This is a genomic window from Nostoc sp. CmiVER01, assembly GCF_034531135.2.
GTDB lineage: Bacteria > Cyanobacteriota > Cyanobacteriia > Cyanobacteriales > Nostocaceae > Nostoc.
Map to the genome: position 1 here is coordinate 155,070 of NZ_JAVRBU020000014.1, position 17,537 is coordinate 172,606.

Here is a 17,537-nt window from a genome sequence, read left to right on the forward strand (position 1 = left end):
AAAAAGGATATGTTTAAATTTTATTTGTTTAAATAAAATGCCTATTTCATGATATACATAGCCTTCGCAGGGGAATACTAAGCCATATAAACAAAAATTATGAGCATACCCCGTAATGTCAGTAGCATTAAATACATTAACTGCATTTCCTGGCTATCGTATCACCGAGCAAATCTACTCAGGTAGTAAAACCCTAGTTTATCGGGGCATTAGAGAACAAGATCAAAAACCAGTCGTTCTCAAATTGATGCGGAATGAATATCCTACGTTCAGCGAAATCGCCCAGTTCCGCAATCAATATATCATCACTAAAAACCTTGATCTTCCTGGCATAGTCAAAACCTATAGCTTAGAAAACTACCGTAACAGCTACGTCCTAGTGATGGAAGATTTTGGTGGTATTTCCTTGCAAGACTGGCGAGTAGAGGATAAAGAAAAGAAGGAAAACTGGCTTTCCCTTAATGAGTTTTTCCCTATTGCTATTAAAATTGCTTCTATCCTTGAAGGACTACACTGCGATACCTTTCGCGGAGCGTCTCGTAGAGAAGGCGAGCTACGCCTACGGATTATTCATAAAGATATCAAGCCTGCCAACATTCTGATAAACCCTACCACAGATGAAATAAAACTCATCGATTTTAGTATTGCCACTCTCCTACCAAGAGAAATTCAATTTCTCACGAATCCCAACGTATTAGAAGGTACCCTAGCTTACATTTCTCCAGAACAAACCGGAAGGATGAACCGAGGTATTGACTATCGCACTGATTTTTATTCCCTCGGTGTCACCTTCTTTCAACTCCTCACCGGACAGTTACCCTTCACAACAAAAGATCCGATGGAGTTAATTTACTCTCACATTGCCAAACAACCGCTAAAAGCCAGTCGGATTAACTCTAATATTCCACCAATTTTGTCTGATATTATCAGCAAGCTGATGGCAAAAAATGCCGAAGACCGCTATCAGAGTGCTTTGGGGTTAAAGCATGACTTGCAGGTGTGCCAAAACCAATGGCAAGAAAGAGGAAATATTACACCCTTTGAATTAGGTGCAAGAGATATTTCAGACCGTTTTGTAATTTCTGAAAAACTTTATGGTCGCCAAAGTGAAGTTGAAACCCTACTCGCAGCTTTTAAGCGTGTGACAGAAGGCGCAACAGAAATGATATTAGTCAAGGGTTTCTCTGGCATTGGCAAAACTGCTGTAGTCAATGAAATCCACAAACCTATTGTGCGTCAGCGTAGTTACTTCATCAAAGGGAAATTTGACCAGTTTCAACGTGACATTCCTTTGTCAGGATTGGTGCAAGCTTTTCGAGACTTAATTGGACAACTGCTCTCACAAAATGATGCCCAAATTCAACAATGGAAAGCCAAAATTCTCTTGAAGTTGGGTACACAAACTCGGGTGATTATTGATGTACTTCCTGAGCTAGAACAGATTATTGGTAAGCAACCTCCGGTTACAGAACTATCTGGCAGTGCTGCCCAGAATCGCTTCAATTTATTGTTTCAAAAATTCATCCAAATATTTACAACGAAAGAACATCCCCTGGTTTTATTTCTCGATGACTTGCAGTGGGCAGATACGGCATCTTTGAAATTAATTCAGTTATTAATGTGTGAAAGTAAGTTGTCTTATGCTTCAGAAGAGACAGAACAGATGTATGAAAATAAGGGAGGATTACTGTTAGTTGGTTCTTTTCGAGATAATGAAGTTTCTAAGGCACATCCGCTTTCTTTGACACTAAAAGAAATTCAAAAAGCAGGAGCAACTATTAATACGATCGCCCTCGCACCCTTAAATCAGGGTGATTTAAATCATCTAATTGCTGATACTCTGCATTGTTCTGAAGGAGTTGCACTTCCTCTCACTCAGATGGTATTTGCCAAAACTAAAGGCAACCCATTCTTTTGCGTTCAATTTCTTAAGTCTTTACATGATAATGGGCTAATTGTATTAAACTTTGATGTTGGTTATTGGCAGTATGATATTTTCCAAGTCCAAGAATTGGCTCTTACAGATGACGTTGTAAAATTTATCACTCTACAAATAGAGAAATTGCCAATATATACCCAAAAAGTTTTGAAAGTTGCTGCGTGTATTGGTAATGAATTTGACTTAAAAACTCTGGCGATCGCCAATGAAAAATCTATAGTAGATACAGCATCAGACTTGTGGCAAGCATTAATTGATGGGCTAGTTTTACCACAAACTGAAAATTACAACATATTTTCGAGAGATAATACTGATCAAGACTTAATTGTTGATGGGATAGAATCTACACAATTTTCAATTTCTAATTTACAGCTACCTAAATATAAATTCGTACACGATCGAGTACAGCAAGCCGCCTATTCTTTGATTCACGAAGAACAAAAAAAGCCAATTCACTTAAAAATTGGGCTACTTTTATTGAATAATATTCCAGTTGCAGAACAAGAAGAAAGGATTTTTGAGCTTGTCAATCAGTTTAATATCGCAGTAGAATTTGTCTCCCCTCAAGCTAAACGATATGAACTGGCCCAAATGAATCTAGTTGCTGGACGTAAAGCTTTAGCATCTACAGCTTATCCTGCGGCCGTTAAGTATTTAACTATTGGCATCAAACTGCTGGCAGGTGATAGTTGGGAAATGAAACATGATCTCACCCTGGCTTTATATGAAACTGCGACAGAGGCAGCATACCTAGCTGGCAACTTTGAACAGATGGAGGAATTGGCAGAGGTGGTGTTGGTACGCAAACCACTGCTAGAAAAAGTAAAAGTTTATGAAGTCAAAATTCAGGCTTATGGGGCACAGAACCAAGCACTGAAGGCTGTGAATACTGCCCTAACCTTTTTGCAACTTTTGGGAGTGGAGTTTCCTGAGCATCCAAGCCAGTCAGATATTCAGCTAGCAATGGCAGAGTTAACATTAAATCTTAGCGGCAGGCATATTGAGGGTTTAGTTGACCTGCCTGAAATGACACAAGAGCAAGCTTTAGCATCTATGCGTATTCTATCAAGCGCCCTTGGTCATGCCTATCAAGCTTTTCCTGTACTTTATCCCTTGTTTGCTTTTAAACAGATTAATTTATCACTTAAATACGGTAACACTTCCTTATCAGCCTATGCCTATGTAGCTTATGGGGTAATACTCTGCGGGGTAGTAGGAGATATTGAGTTTGGCTATCAATTTGGAAAACTGGCTGCAAGTTTGTTAACTCGCTTTAATGCTAAAGAAGTCAAAGCTAAGGTCATAGAGGTATTTAATGCTGCTATCCGGCATTGGAAGGAACATGCCAAGGAAAACTTAAAACCTTTGCTGGAAGCATACTCTGCTGGACTAGAAACGGGAGATTTAGAATATGCAGCCTATGCTCTTAATGTTTATTGCTACTGTTCATATTTTGTCAGTAGAGAACTGACCGGACTGGAACAGGAGATGGCAATTTACAACAGTGCCATCGGTCAAATCAAGCAAGAAACAGTATTTAACTGGAGCGCGATTTATCGGCAGAGTGTCTTGAACTTGATAGGTACTACGGAAAATCCGCATCTTTTAATTGGTGAAGCCTACGATGAAGAGAAAATGTTGCCGACTCACCTGGAAGCAAACGACGGCATGGGACTGTTATATTTGTATTCAACTAAACTGCATCTCTGTTGCCTATTTCAGAAATACCCTCAAGCAGTTGAAAATGCTAACTTGGCAGAAAATTATTTGCATGGTGGGATAGGACAGTTAGTTTTTCCTATATTCCATTTTTATGATTCACTAGCTAGACTGGCAGTTTATTTTGATGTTGAGAAATCTGAACAAAAACAAATCTTAAATAAGGTTGCTGTCAATCAAGAAAAGATGCAGCACTGGTCAACTTATGCCCCGATGAATTATTTGCATAAGTTTTATTTAGTTGAGGCAGAACGGCATCGAGTTCTCAATCAATATATAGAGGCAATGGATAATTACGATCGCGCGATCGCCTTTGCTAAAGAATATGAGTACATCAACGAAGAAGCTCTTGCCAATGAACTTGCCGCTAAATTTTATCTAGAACGGGGCAAACAGAAGATCGCCCAAACCTACCTAACTGATGCCTATTATGGCTACATTCATTGGGGAGCGTTAGCCAAAGTTAACGATTTAACAAAACGTTATCCCCAATTACTTACTTCTATACTCCAGCAAGAAAAAGTGAGTATCCATCCTAGCGATGAAACCACTTCTGTAAATAACATCTCTATATCAGCTTTACCTACCTTAAGTAATCAACAAACTGTTATTAGCTCGAAGAGAAGTATTTCTAACTCTCTGGATTTAGCCGCATTCATTAAAGCATCTCAAGCCCTCTCTGGGGAAATCGAGCTTGAACCACTACTTTCTACTTTAATGGAAGTTGTTATGGAGAATGCAGGAGCCTCTAAATGCGCTTTAATTTTGAGTGAAGGTGATAACTTAGCATTAACTGTCACAGTGGTGTGTTCAAATTCGCATTTTGATCGTACCTACACTGAGTTTCCATCAACTTGCCTTGAGTTAAGCTACGATGTTCCTATTACTTTAATTAACTATGTTAAACGCTCCAGAGAAATCCTGGTTATTGATGATATAAGTACTATTCCTTTTTTAGCAGGTGATAGCTACATTCTTACTGAAGACCCTAAAAGTTTGTTATCTATACCTCTTCAAAATCAAGGTAAATTAATTGGGATTCTTTACCTAGAAAATCATCTGACTACAGGAGCATTTACAAGCGATCGCGTAGAAGTTCTCAAACTCCTCACAACTCAAGCAGCAATATCTCTAGAGAATGCTATCCTTTACAAAAATTTGGCACAAGCTAAAGCAAGTTTAGAAGATTACAACCATACTTTAGAAGAAAAAGTCCAGGAAAGAACGCAGGAACTCAACGACAAAAATCACTGTTTACAAGAAACTCTACAGGAATTGCAACGTACCCAAATCCAATTGATTCAAAGCGAAAAAATGTCTTCTTTGGGAGAAATGGTCGCAGGAATTGCTCATGAAATCAATAACCCTATTAACTTTATTCATGGCAATATTAATCATGCTAGTGAGTACGTACAAGACCTACTAGATTTAGTAGCTGTCTATCAGCAAGAATATCCCCAAACTTCGCCCTTAGTTGAGGATAAAGCTGAGGAGATTGACATAGATTTTCTAGTAAAAGACTTGCCAAAGATTTTAGATTCAATGAAAGTGGGGAGTTCGCGGATAAGGGATATTGTTTTAGGCTTACGCAACTTTTCTCGCTTAGATGAATCTGAGATGAAGCCTGTAAATGTTCATGAGGGAATAAACAATACTTTAATGATTTTACAACATCGCCTTAAAGAAAAGAGCGGTCTTCCTGCAATTGAAGTTATCAAAGAATACGGAAAATTACCGGAAGTTATTTGTTATCCTGGTCAACTAAATCAGGTGTTTATGAATATCCTGAGTAATGCAATTGATGCTTTAGAAGATTCATTTGTTATCGATCATCCATCATTAGCAAATGACAAAGAACAAATAAAAAAGGATATAGATGCGTCAGTAGCTTTTTGTAAAGTAAAACAAATTCACATCTTTACTGAACTAACAGATTCTAATACGGCGATAATTAGGATTGGCGATAACGGTTCTGGAATGACGAAAGCGGTGCAGCAGAAAATATTTGACCCATTTTTTACCACAAAGCCGATAGGAAGTGGCACGGGTTTGGGGTTATCGATTAGCTATCAAATTATTGTGGACAAACACAAGGGTAGTTTAACCTGTGATTCCACATTAGGAGAAGGGACTGAGTTTGTGATTGAGATACCAATGCAACAGTCAAATATTTAGTGGTCTGTCCCACAAGTTCTGATTGATTAGTTTGTTACCAAAACCCTGTAGAGACGCGAAATTTCGTGTCTCTACAACCCTGCGAAATTAATGCAATAGACCACTAATATTGCAAAGCGGAAGTCAATTAAGATGCAGGAAGTAAGGGGAAGGGAGCAAAAACTGCCTCTTGTTGAGGCGCACGTTGCCCTTTAATTACCATCTTGACTCCAGTGGCTGGCGCAAGGGTAAAACCTCGACGCTGAGGCAGTTCTCTTTGTCGATCAACTAGCTCTAATTGATAGCGTGACAGAATAGTTGCTAATACTAGCTTCATTTGAAATATAGCCAAAGCTTCGCCAATACAGCGACGGACACCGCCACCAAAAGGCAAAAATTCATAAGGAGAAAATTGCCGTTCTAAAAAGCGCTCTGGTTGAAACTCCTTCGGTTGGGGATATAAGTCTTCACGCTGATGAGTTAGATAAATGTTAGGAAGCAGTACAGTCCCAGACTCTAAAGAATGTCCCAACAGTTTGGCAGGTTCTTGTACTACTCTGGGAAAAGAGAACATGACAACAGGGTGAATTCGCAAGGTTTCATTGCAGACAGCACTTAGATATGGCAGTCGGTAAATGCTCATGGGATCTGGAGAATCACCAAGGGTATCCAGTTCCTGAAGTAGCTTTTCACGAATTAGGGGCTTTTGATGAATCCAATACAATCCCCAAGCTATTGCTGTTGCTGTAGTTTCATATCCAGCAACGATTAGAGTCATCAACTGATCGCGCAACTCCTGATCTGTCATCGATTGACCAGTGTCATCCTGTGCTGATATCAGCATGGATAAGATATCGTTGCGGTCTGAATCATTTTGCTCCCTGCGTTCGCTAATTTCAGCATAGATCAATTTATCAATTTGCTGGCGATCACGCAGAAACTTTCCCCAAGGACTCCAAGCTCCTAAATCCTTTTGCAAGAATGAGAAAAACAATAAACTAGAACTCAAAGGTGACTGAAAAATATCTAACATCTGCGGCAATAGATGCTTAAGTTTTTGAAGTTTTTCTCCTTCATTCAAGCCCAAGACAACCTGTAAAATGACTTGTAAGGTTAGATCTTGTGTTAAGTTCCGAGCCAAGAAGCGCTGATTTAGTGGTAACTGATTAAAAACCTTTGTACACAGACCACAAATCCTTTGACCATAGACCTGCATTCGCTCTCCATGAAAAGCAGGCGTCACAAGTTGTCGCTGTTGTTTGTGACGAGTACCCTCTAGTAAGGCAACTGAATATTCCCCTACTAAGGGTTCCCCAATTTTGTTCATCTTGCCAACAGCAGCAAATTTATTTCTATCATTGGTTAAAATTTCCTGAATTGCTTGGGGATGGTTAACGAATACTACAGTATCTCCAAAACCAATTATCTTACCAGTAAAAATGTCGGGATACTGTTGAGCAGCTTTTTCCATATACCGAACAGGATCAGCAACCCATTGAAGCTTTTGGAGAAAAGAAGGGGTTTGCAGAAGATTGGGTAGTTGCATTTAATCGAAAGGGGTAATGTCATCACATAACAGTTATACTGCTTCTTTCTGCTATGGTATTAAAATGAGGTTTTATAATGAAGCTTCAAAACTTAAAATCCCAATCAATATAATCAACATAGTTGTATTGATTGGAGCTTATGAAGGAAGGATAGAGTCAATCTAACTTTTCTTTTTTATTTGTAAGCTATACTATTTTATTAAAATTAAGCTAGCTCCAGCATTTCTACAGTTTTGTAGCGAGCAGTGAAGGAATACCAATCGAGGTTACCACGTATCCAAGCATGAATTCCTAATATATATTTTGCCAATTCAGGATCTATTTCTTTTCCAAAGGATGGAATATTTGCTTCCAAATCTACCAATTTTTGGATTTCATTATCGTGCATTCTCATAGCAAGCTTCATTGCTTCTTCTAAAGAAATTTTGTGTTGGTAATGGAGTACAAATACTAAATTATGAACATGGCCAGTTGCTAATTCTCTAGACAATGAGAAGATATCATTAGACCAGCCTAGAAGGTTGTTTGTAATCTCATTAAGTTGTTTAAAAATATCCTGTTTTCGTAAAAAATCAGGAATTATCAACTGATCACAAAGTTCAATTAATGGCAAGGCAACATCTGCACCTGCGCTTAACCTACGCATTGCAATATAAGTGTCGGTATCGGGTACAATTCCATCTACACGGTTATTTGCTTCCTCAAAACAACCGTGTAAATATTTCTCAAAGCCGCAGATAAAGTAATTTAACCATTTCAGGCTTGCTTTTTCAAGCATCCGTTCTCGTAAGTTACTTAAAGCGCGACTAAGAGGTATATCGTAGCTTGTAACTTCTGCTCCATTCAAGATTTCTAGAAATCTCTTGTGAATAGCTTTTAGAGATTCAGGTTTTGTTTTCAACTCTGATAGATCGCATTGATCATCCCAAATAAATAGCCAACTCAACCAGTCATTTGCTATCTTCAGTTCTTGAAAGTTGCAATAGGGATAAGTAGTAGCTGCCATCAAGAAAAAGTTTGACTTGCAGAAACGCTGATAAGATGATTCATTTGCCAGTAGATTGAAACCAAGTACCCATTCAAGACTATACTCTTCCAGAAAATCAATATTTTTATTAATTTGTGACGAAAAAGGGCAGTATAAATCTAAAGAAATTAATTTTTCCATAATCAATATATTTATTCAAAATTTACAACATCAATTTTTGGAAATAAAATTTTAAACACCATGTTTTTCCTTTTGATGCAAATTATATTTACGCCAAAATCTTGATATTTAAAAATATATAAAATTTCCAATACTTAACTGATTATTGTGATTTCATTTCTTCAAAAAGATAACCGAAATCATACTGAATTATTTTTTACTAAAAAAATAATATTTACGTAAATACGTGTTCAGGATAAATACAGATAATAAACTTACAAAATCAGTGAGAAGTTAACAGGAGTAATTTTATTTTTACAAAATAAACACTAATTGTCTGAAACAACAAGAGTATTAATAACTAAATTCATAACGATCGCTTTCATTAAAAAGATTCTTCAGTAGCAATATTTTGCTGCATTAACACTACTTTTTTCAAAAAACAAGGGTAATAATGACTAATTTAAAACCAATCACCTTCATGAAAGAGGATATTCAGGTGTAGTCAAGATGAAGGAAGATTAGGGTTCATTTTCATACTGTAGCGATCGCTCCTGTGGTCGCATAGAGCAATTTAGTGTGAGAATGTTGCTGTTGTCAGAGTTTTTGGGAACTATAGGATTGTTAGGCTCTAAATTTATCAGTCAGCCCGCCAACAAAACAAAGGTGACTTAGCTGCGATTGCACAGCCAATAGTGAATAAGTAACAAGGAATTAAATTCAGTTAAATACATGAATTACAAGACAGATATAAAAACGCTTCATTTACCAGAAGATAGTTTCATTTTAGTGGTAGATGATACTACTACAAATTTAGAAATTGTCTTTAACACATTAACTAATGTAGGGTTTAACGTTACTACAGAAAATAATGGAGAAAGTGCAATAAAGCAAGTTGAATATAACCCCCCTGATTTGATTCTATTAGATGTAGTGATGCCGGGTATAGATGGGTTTGAAACCTGCAAAAGACTGAAACAAAACTCAGCTACTTGTGATATTCCGGTAATTTTTATGACGGCAGATTCTGATACTGACAGTAAGGTAAAAGGTCTAAATATAGGGGCAGTTGATTACATTACCAAGCCTTTTCATGAAGAAGAGTTATTAGCTAGAATTAAAACCCATCTTCAATTACGAAATCTCACGAAAAATTTAGAAAAGCGAGTTATAGAAAGGACAGCAGCTTTGTCTAGGGCATTAAAAGACTTACAAGAGTCTCAACTTCAGCTTGTACAAACAGAAAAAATGTCTGCCCTTGGTGAATTAGTAGCAGGAGTTGCTCATGAAATTAATAATCCTGTTAGTTTTATTCATGGGAATCTCCAACATGCTTCAGCATATTTTCAAGACATGATTAATATCATTAACCTCTATCAGCAGCATTATCCTAATCCAGTTACAGAAATTAAAGAGGAAATTGCAGGAATAGATTTGAAGTATATGCTTGCTGATCTACCTAACTTAATTTCCTCAATGAAAGAGGGTGTTCAGCGCATTCGCGACATTAGTATCAGTCTGAGAAACTTTTCTCGAGCAGATAGCGATCGCAAGGTTTCTTGCAACATTCATGATGGCATTGACAGCACAATTATGATTCTAAAACATCGCTTAAAAGCATCTGAGGATCATCCCAATATTCAAGTAATTAGAGATTACGATAATTTGCCAGAAATAGAATGCTTTATCGGACAACTAAATCAGGTATTTATGAATTTATTAGCTAATGCTATTGATGCTTTAGAAGAGTCTAATGTAGGGCGCACCTATATTGAAATTGAAGCAAATCCCAATCAAGTTTTGATTCAGACTAGTCTTACTGAAAACAAAAAACATATTTTGATTCGGATTAAAGATAATGGCGTAGGAATGTCACCTGATGTCCAGAAAAAAATCTTTGATCATTTATTCACAACCAAGCCTGTGGGCCAAGGTACAGGATTAGGGTTATCAATTGCTCGTCAAATTATTGTCGAGAAACATGGAGGAACTCTAGAAGTAAGTTCAGCACCAGGAGAAGGTTCAGAGTTCATCATTAAGCTTCCCATTTGAAAATCATTGCAAAAATAATTCTCCATCTATTCATACAGATAAATTTATGTTTAAGGCAGTAGTTGGTCACAGTAACGATCCAGATTCTCTATCAGCAGTTGAAGAAGTTATTCAGCAATGTGTCAGTTCTCTTGCAAGAGATATACCAAAAGCTGGAATTATTTTTGCTGCAATTGACTTTGAACATTCTCTAATTTTGCAGAAAATCCATCAGGCTTTTCCGGGAATTGAGTTGATTGGTGGGACAACAGATGGAGAAATTTCTTCCGTTTTAGAGTTTCAGCAGGACTCAATCACCTTAATGTTATTTTGCTCAGACGAAGTTGAAATTTATGCAGGAGTTGGACGCAAAGTTTCAGGCGATCCAATTACTGCAACTAAACAAGCTGTGGAGGAAGCCAAAGCAAAAAGTACCGCCGAGCCAAAGCTATGCTTAACTCATCCAGAGAGCCTCACAACTAGTGGTGTGTCTATATTGAATGGCTTAAAACTAGCTCTTGGGCAAGATGTGCCAATATTCGGTGGTTTGGCAGGCGATCAGTCAAGATATCAAAATACATATCAATTTTTTCAAACAGAAGTATTAAGTGATTCTATACCAATTCTAATTTTTTCCGGCACAATATTGTTTTCCCACGCTGTTGCAAGTGGTTGGCATCCTATTGGCCAAATAAGTAAAGTAACTAAAGTGGATAAGAACATACTCTATGAAATAGATGGTAAGCCAGCTTTAGATTTTTATCATCATTATCTTGGTTTACTTCCTCCTTCGATGGAGTATCCGCTAGCAGTGTTTGATCAGAATGGAAAAAATTTTTATATAAGAGCACCTATTAGTTATAACCAAGAATCTGGTAGCATAACCTTTTTTGGAGATATTCCCGATCAAGCAGTTATTCAAATTTCAGAAGCAGCTTATGAAGATATTTTGGCAGCTTCCAAATCATCATTTATGAATGCCTTGGATAACTATTTAGGCACAGAACCGAGTGCTGTGTTGTTTTTTTCATGTGTAGCTCGTCGGCAAATACTTGGCACGAGGGCGCAAGAGGAGTATCAGAATACCAAACTTTCTCTGACTGGCCATTTACCTGCCTGTGGATTTTATTCTTACGGAGAAATTGCTCCTATAGATCGAATTAGCCAAACGCAATTTCACAATGAAACTTTTGTTACTTTAATTTTGGGAAATCGGTAAAGGCTGATGAAAATTGAGGATTATCAACAACAAATTAAGGAACTAAAAAAAGCAAATAGAATTATCCAAAAGCAATTGGAACGTTCTGAATCAGACCGGATAAAACTTGAAGATATAAATCAAAAAAAAGAATCTTTGCTTAAAACAGTAATTGAGGAGTTAAAGGAATATCAAAATAACTTAGAAGAAAGAAGCCAGGAACTAGAAATGATGCTTCTTAATCTTCAGATAATGCAGAATAAGATGTCTGGCTTGGGAAGTCTTGTTGCAGATGTAGCCCATGAAATTAACAATTCAGTTAGCTTTATAGCAGGTAATCTGACTCCAGCTCAAGAGTATATTGAAAATTTATTATATCTGATAAACCTTTATCAGCAGACCTATCCCAAAGCATCTCAGGAAATTCAAAAAACAATCAAGTTGATTGACCTCGAATATATATGCGAGGACTTACCTAAACTAATTTCCTCGATGAAAGAAGGTACAGATCGTATTTGTAGCCTTAGCGGTAGCTTGCGAATTTTCTCTAGAGCAGATACAGAACAAAAAGTTTTTTTTAACCTTCATGAAGGTATTGATAGCACTCTCATCATTCTCAAGCACCGTTTGAAAGCTAATAAGATTCGTCCTGATATTCAAGTAGTTAAACATTATGGCGAATTTCCTCCAATCAAATGTTTTCCAGGACAACTGAATCAGGTATTTATGAATTTATTGGCAAATGCTATTGATGCTTTAGAAGAGTCTAACTCTGGACTAAGTTTTGAAAAAATTAAGGCAAATCCAAATCAAATTACAATTCATACTAATCTAATTGAAGATACAAATCACGCATTGATTCGGATTCAAGATAATGGTGTAGGAATATCGGCTGATGTTCAGCAAAAAATATTTGACCATTTATTCACAACCAAACCTGTAGGAAAAGGGACAGGATTAGGATTATCAATCGCCTATCAAATTATTGTCCAAAAACATAAAGGAACTTTTAGAGTAAATTCTGTGTTGGGAGAAGGTTCGGAGTTTATAATCACAATTCCAATTTGTTAAGGTAGTAAACATACTAATTATTCAAGTTAATTTTAATATAAATAAATGTTCAATGTGGTTGCAGTTCATAGTTACCAAATGATTTTTGATTTATAATTCGTAATTAATTACAGTTTGCGGCAAAACTCATATATGAAAAATAGCAAACTTTGACCCTGATTGTGAGCAAGCGGATAAAAGCAAGCATGAAATTCTTTGACAAAGGAAATTAAGCAGTTATTTTAGATGTATTTTGGGGAACTCTAGAACTGTACTTCCAAAATTGTGTCTTCAAAATTTATGACCAATGTACTTAACGGCTCAATGGCTACACTTAATGTTTCTTTAGAACGCGATATATTTCTACGTACATTAATCAGAGAATTATCTGGTACTTTACAGGACGTAGTTGGCTTAGAAGAAGCTTCTGGATTTATTAGTGTAGTTGGTGAAAGGATGGCTAGGCAGCTAAACCAAGATTACAAATCTGCCTTAGAAGTCTCAAATCTTTCACGTCAGCAGCTAGCTGATGTCTTGGTTGATTTAAAAAAACGAATCCAGGGTGATTTTTATGTCATTGAGCAGGATGATGAAAAAATTATCTTTGGCAACCGCATCTGCCCATTTGCCGAAAAAGTGATTAATCGCCCTGCCATGTGTATGATGACTTCAAACGTTTTTGGAACGATCGCAGCTAATAATCTGGGATATGCGAAAGTAGAATTGCAAGAAACCATAGCGCAGGGTGCTTCTGGATGTAGAGTTATTATTTACTTAAAACTTACAGAAGAGGCAGAAGATGCAGAAGGTCGAGAATACTTTAAAGGACTAGAATCTGTGTAAACCCTTCACCACTAAACTAGCCTCAAGATATAAGCTTGAGCGCAGATATGTAAAGTAGAGCCGAACGGTGAAATTGGAAGCCCATGACTCCTGAACAATTTCTTGAACTTGCTAGAGTTTTACCAGAACCTTTACTTTTAGTGAGTAGTGATGGTCAGTTGTTAGCTACCAATCAACCAGTAGCAGATATGCTAGGGTTACGGCGTCAAGAACTGCGTGGAAAAACCCTCTTTGAACTTGTAGCTGAGTCTGCTAATGATGTTATAAGATACCTGCAAGCTTGTTCAAGTAGCAGGGCAATGGTTATTGGCTCCTTGACTTTACGAAAGAATGATGGACAAACGTTAATATGTCGTAGTCAAGGAGCAGTTATTCAACCTTGGTCACCTGAATCTTTAGCTTTAATTCTCTTACGCTTGGAAAATAGAACTTTAGCTAGCAGTAATTTTGTCCTCCTGAACGAAAAAATTGATGAGTTAGCAAAAGAAGTTCAGAAACGTAAACAGGCAGAGGAAGCACTCTTGAAAGCGAATCAAGAGCTAGAAATTCGGGTTGAGGAACGTACAACTGCTTTACAAGAAACACTAAATAAATTACAACTTACCCAAACTCAGCTTATCCAAGCTGAGAAAATGTCTAGTTTAGGACAGATGGTCGCTGGTATTGCCCATGAAATTAATAATCCCGTCAGTTTTATTCATGGAAACCTTCACTACGCCCAGAAATATAGTCAGGATATACTAAAGTTGGTGCAAATTTATCAACGTTTTTGTCCAAATACTCCTCTAGAAATCCAAGAATATGTAGAAGAAATAGACTTAGATTTTCTGATTCAAGATATAAGTAAACTCTTTCAGTCAATGAAAGTAGGAACAGAGCGTATTCAGGAAGTTGTTCAATCTCTACGCAACTTTTCCAGACTGGATGAAGCAGAACTTAAGCAAGTTAATATCCATGAAGGTATTGATAATACTTTAATGATTTTGGAGCATCGGCTGCAAGCTAGGCATGAATATCCAGAAATCAAAGTCATCAAAAAATATAGTCAATTACCGAATGTCACTTGCTACCCTGGTCAACTTAATCAGGTATTTATGAATATTATTGTTAATGCCATCGATGCGCTCGAGGCGTTGATGGTCAATGATCAGTGGTCAAAAGTCAATCCAAAAACTACTTACAATCAAACACTTACAAAGAATAATCCCCAAATTGAAATTAAAACTGAGTTAATCGATGAAAAATGGATAACTGTTAGTATTGCTGATAATGGTTTGGGAATAAATCAAGAAGTTCACTCAAAGCTTTTTGATCCGTTTTTTACCACTAAAGCTGTGGGCAAAGGTACTGGATTAGGACTATTTATAAGCTATCAGATTATAGTTGAAACACATAAGGGACAAATTAGCTGTTTTTCTGATCCAGGAGAAGGTTCAGAGTTTGTAATTAAGATACCTATTTACTAAGTCTCATAAAATTTAATTACTAATTTAATAGCTTTACGAAAAATTAATATAATCATCAGTTATTAGCACCAAAAATGTTGGGTTTCGTTACTCAACTCAACCTAATAACAATTCTGTATGAATTTGTGTTAAAAGATATCAGAAACGCCTGTCTGCTACTGAGCAAACAGGCGTTTCTTTAAAGTAAAAAGTTTGGTTGAGACTCGGTTAAATCTTAGTGGTATCAACTGAGGGTTGAGACTGACTAACCGAATCTAACTTTGGTAAAAGCAGGGAATTTTCTGCTTTTACATTAGTGTTGATTGTTGCTTGCAAAATTGGGGTATTGGAGATGGAATTATTCGCCAATGTAAACAATGGATTTGACAAAATCCCTGCTATAGATGTGGCAATTAATGTTACCACCAACCCGACCTGCAAAGGTCTTAGTCCAGGCAAATCCCAACGCACTTGTGGATAATTCTTCACCGAATCGGACATTTCATGGGGTTCTTTAACTACCATCATCTTAACTACACGAATATAGTAGTAGATAGAGACGACGGTGGTAACTAAGCCCAGTAAGACTAACCAATAAAGACCTGCTTGCCAACCAGCCCAGAATAAGTAAATCTTGCCGAAAAACCCAGCCAATGGCGGAATACCACCCAAGGAAAGCAGTGATACACTCAACCCCAGTGTTAAGAGTGGGTCTTTCTGATATAAACCAGAGTACTCAGCAATCTGGTCAGTTCCCGTCCGCAGTGAGAACAGGATGATGCAGGTAAAGCCGCACAGGTTCATGAATAGGTAAACCAGTAGGTAGAATATCATACTGGCATAGCCTGCTTGTGTACCAGCAATCAAGCCAATCATCACAAACCCAGCTTGGGCAATGGATGAATAAGCTAACATCCGTTTCATACTGGTTTGGGCTAGGGCAACTACGTTACCCAAGATCATACTCAGAACGGCCAGAGCAGTGAAGACAAACCTCCACTCTTCAGCAACAAGGGGGAAGGCTGTTGTCAACAAGCGGATGGCTAGGGCAAACCCAGCTGCTTTGGAACCGACAGATAAAAAGGCGATGACTGGGGTGGGAGCGCCTTCGTAAACGTCTGGTGTCCACTGGTGGAAGGGTGCTGCGGAGATTTTGAAGCCAATACCTGCGATCGCAAAAACCAACGCAATCACTAAACCTAAAGATTGACCGACTTTAGCTGTGGCAATGCCATTAGCGATCGCACTTAGTTCAGTTTGTCCTCCAGATAGTCCATACAGGAGTGATACACCGTACAAAAATACTGCTGTGCTGGAAGCGCCAATTAACAAGTATTTCAGCGCCGCTTCATTAGAACGGGGGTCGCGCTTGGTATAACCTGTCAACAGATAAGAGGAAATACTCAGGGTTTCTAAGGAGATGAAAATCATCACCAACTCACTAGCCCCGGATAAAAACATCCCCCCTAAAGTAGCACTCAGCAAAATAGCAAGAAATTCTCCTAAAGCAGTGCCACTCTGTTCAATGTAGCGAACTGACATCAGTATAGTGGCGATCGCAGACAAGGCAATAATACCGCGAAAGACGATACTCAGGTCATCACTGTTAAAGCTACCAGTAAAACCAATGGGATTAGGAGCATCCCATTGAAAATATAGGGCGACAATCGAGGCAAATAAACCTGTGATCGCTAGATATCCAATCCAGCGTCCAGATGTACGCCCCAAAATCAAATCAACAATCAAAACCCCCAAGAGGGTGAGAATAACAATCCCCTCTGGCAAAATCGTTCCAGCGTTTAGCTGGGATGCAATATTAGCAAAATCCATGAGATGTATAGGTTTTGGGGATTAGACATTAAGGCTAACTCTGTTCACTCTAGCAAGTTTTCTAATCCCCAGACTAGCTCTTTTAACAAGAGCTTAACAGCTTGGGTGCAGATGGCGATTGCATCAACTTTACTAACTTACCAACAGCTTTCTCCGTACTTAGGAATTCATCTAACAATTTTCCTACTTCGTTTTTCAGGCGTAACCTTTAGCGAATATCATAAATAATCATGCCGCAACAAGTGTGTGCTGTGGGCGATCGCCACGGACAAAAAGCTCATAAAGTTAATAAGGGCACAGCAATGCCGTGCCCCTACAATATTCATAATTCCTAAGTTTATTAAAAACCTACTGATGGTAGCTTGCCTTGTAGCAACTGAAATTTAGACTGAACACAGTTGGCACAATTGCAACCAAGTTGATCCACAATCGGATTAGATGTTTGAATCAAGTGTGGTATTGCCAGATCAGGAATTTGTTGTGTAGATACTACCGTCATAATTTGGGTAGCATAAGGAGATTTCAGGCTGGATGCGTGTGCTGGATTGACTACCAGCAGCATAGATACCAAAAATGCGCGACAGGCAAGTAAAATCAGTTTGACTATGTTCATAATTTTCACAAAGAAACCTTT

Annotated in this window: 10 protein-coding genes; 6 read left to right on the plus strand and 4 right to left on the minus strand. The window is 37.7% G+C overall.

What is annotated here, in order from left to right; translation table 11 throughout:
• The first annotated feature begins 115 nt into the window (after positions 1 to 115).
• Positions 116 to 5,833 carry an AAA family ATPase gene (locus RMZ43_RS24260; RefSeq protein ID WP_322649388.1) on the plus strand — a complete coding sequence of 1,906 codons (5,718 nt, stop codon included), beginning with the start codon at positions 116 to 118 and terminating at the stop codon, positions 5,831 to 5,833.
• A 127-nt stretch (positions 5,834 to 5,960) separates the two neighbouring features.
• Here the strand turns inward: RMZ43_RS24260 and RMZ43_RS24265 are convergent, their stop codons facing one another.
• Together RMZ43_RS24265 and RMZ43_RS24270 are read right to left on the minus strand one after the other, a co-directional pair.
• Positions 5,961 to 7,358: a cytochrome P450 gene (locus tag RMZ43_RS24265; RefSeq protein ID WP_322649387.1), complete on the minus strand. Its 1,398-nt coding sequence runs from the start codon at positions 7,356 to 7,358 to the stop codon at positions 5,961 to 5,963.
• 206 nt (positions 7,359 to 7,564) lie between these two features.
• Complete coding sequence (locus RMZ43_RS24270; protein ID WP_322649386.1) at positions 7,565 to 8,527, minus strand: terpene synthase family protein; 963 nt, start codon at positions 8,525 to 8,527, stop codon at positions 7,565 to 7,567.
• Between the two features lie 711 nt (positions 8,528 to 9,238).
• Between RMZ43_RS24270 and RMZ43_RS24275 the strand changes: the two genes are divergently transcribed.
• The 5 genes from RMZ43_RS24275 to RMZ43_RS24295 all read left to right on the plus strand — a co-directional run bounded on the left by RMZ43_RS24275 (position 9,239) and on the right by RMZ43_RS24295 (position 15,094).
• On the plus strand, positions 9,239 to 10,558 hold the full coding sequence (locus RMZ43_RS24275; RefSeq protein WP_322653220.1) for a hybrid sensor histidine kinase/response regulator: 1,320 nt from the start codon (positions 9,239 to 9,241) through the stop codon (positions 10,556 to 10,558).
• A 46-nt stretch (positions 10,559 to 10,604) separates the two neighbouring features.
• Entirely contained in the window at positions 10,605 to 11,756 is a 1,152-nt protein-coding gene (locus RMZ43_RS24280; protein ID WP_322653219.1) for an FIST signal transduction protein, read from the plus strand.
• Between the two features lie 6 nt (positions 11,757 to 11,762).
• Entirely contained in the window at positions 11,763 to 12,806 is a 1,044-nt protein-coding gene (locus RMZ43_RS24285; protein WP_322653218.1) for a sensor histidine kinase, read from the plus strand.
• Between the two features lie 279 nt (positions 12,807 to 13,085).
• A complete protein-coding gene (locus RMZ43_RS24290) occupies positions 13,086 to 13,628 on the plus strand; it encodes a methanogen output domain 1-containing protein (RefSeq protein WP_322649382.1) in 543 nt (180 codons plus the stop codon).
• Between the two features lie 83 nt (positions 13,629 to 13,711).
• Positions 13,712 to 15,094, plus strand: a complete 1,383-nt coding sequence (locus RMZ43_RS24295; RefSeq protein WP_322653217.1) for an ATP-binding protein — start codon at positions 13,712 to 13,714, stop codon at positions 15,092 to 15,094.
• A 207-nt stretch (positions 15,095 to 15,301) separates the two neighbouring features.
• Here the strand turns inward: RMZ43_RS24295 and RMZ43_RS24300 are convergent, their stop codons facing one another.
• Positions 15,302 to 16,903 carry an NAD(P)H-quinone oxidoreductase subunit N gene (locus tag RMZ43_RS24300; RefSeq protein ID WP_322653216.1) on the minus strand — a complete coding sequence of 534 codons (1,602 nt, stop codon included), beginning with the start codon at positions 16,901 to 16,903 and terminating at the stop codon, positions 15,302 to 15,304.
• Between the two features lie 340 nt (positions 16,904 to 17,243).
• Positions 17,244 to 17,516 (minus strand): hypothetical protein, encoded by a 273-nt coding sequence (locus tag RMZ43_RS24305; RefSeq protein ID WP_322653215.1) that lies wholly within the window; start codon positions 17,514 to 17,516, stop codon positions 17,244 to 17,246.
• Between the last annotated feature and the right edge of the window lie 21 nt (positions 17,517 to 17,537).

Bases quoted from the DNA above. Each gene is read 5' to 3' on its own strand.
- RMZ43_RS24280 (WP_322653219.1), top strand. From the start codon at position 10,605: ATGTTTAAGGCAGTAGTTGGTCACAGTAACGATCCAGATTCTCTATCA.
- RMZ43_RS24265 (WP_322649387.1), bottom strand. From the start codon at position 7,358: ATGCAACTACCCAATCTTCTGCAAACCCCTTCTTTTCTCCAAAAGCTT.
- RMZ43_RS24285 (WP_322653218.1), top strand. From the start codon at position 11,763: ATGAAAATTGAGGATTATCAACAACAAATTAAGGAACTAAAAAAAGCA.
- RMZ43_RS24295 (WP_322653217.1), top strand. From the start codon at position 13,712: ATGACTCCTGAACAATTTCTTGAACTTGCTAGAGTTTTACCAGAACCT.
- RMZ43_RS24290 (WP_322649382.1), top strand. From the start codon at position 13,086: ATGACCAATGTACTTAACGGCTCAATGGCTACACTTAATGTTTCTTTA.
- RMZ43_RS24275 (WP_322653220.1), top strand. From the start codon at position 9,239: ATGAATTACAAGACAGATATAAAAACGCTTCATTTACCAGAAGATAGT.
- RMZ43_RS24260 (WP_322649388.1), top strand. From the start codon at position 116: ATGTCAGTAGCATTAAATACATTAACTGCATTTCCTGGCTATCGTATC.
- RMZ43_RS24300 (WP_322653216.1), bottom strand. From the start codon at position 16,903: ATGGATTTTGCTAATATTGCATCCCAGCTAAACGCTGGAACGATTTTG.
- RMZ43_RS24270 (WP_322649386.1), bottom strand. From the start codon at position 8,527: ATGGAAAAATTAATTTCTTTAGATTTATACTGCCCTTTTTCGTCACAA.
- RMZ43_RS24305 (WP_322653215.1), bottom strand. From the start codon at position 17,516: ATGAACATAGTCAAACTGATTTTACTTGCCTGTCGCGCATTTTTGGTA.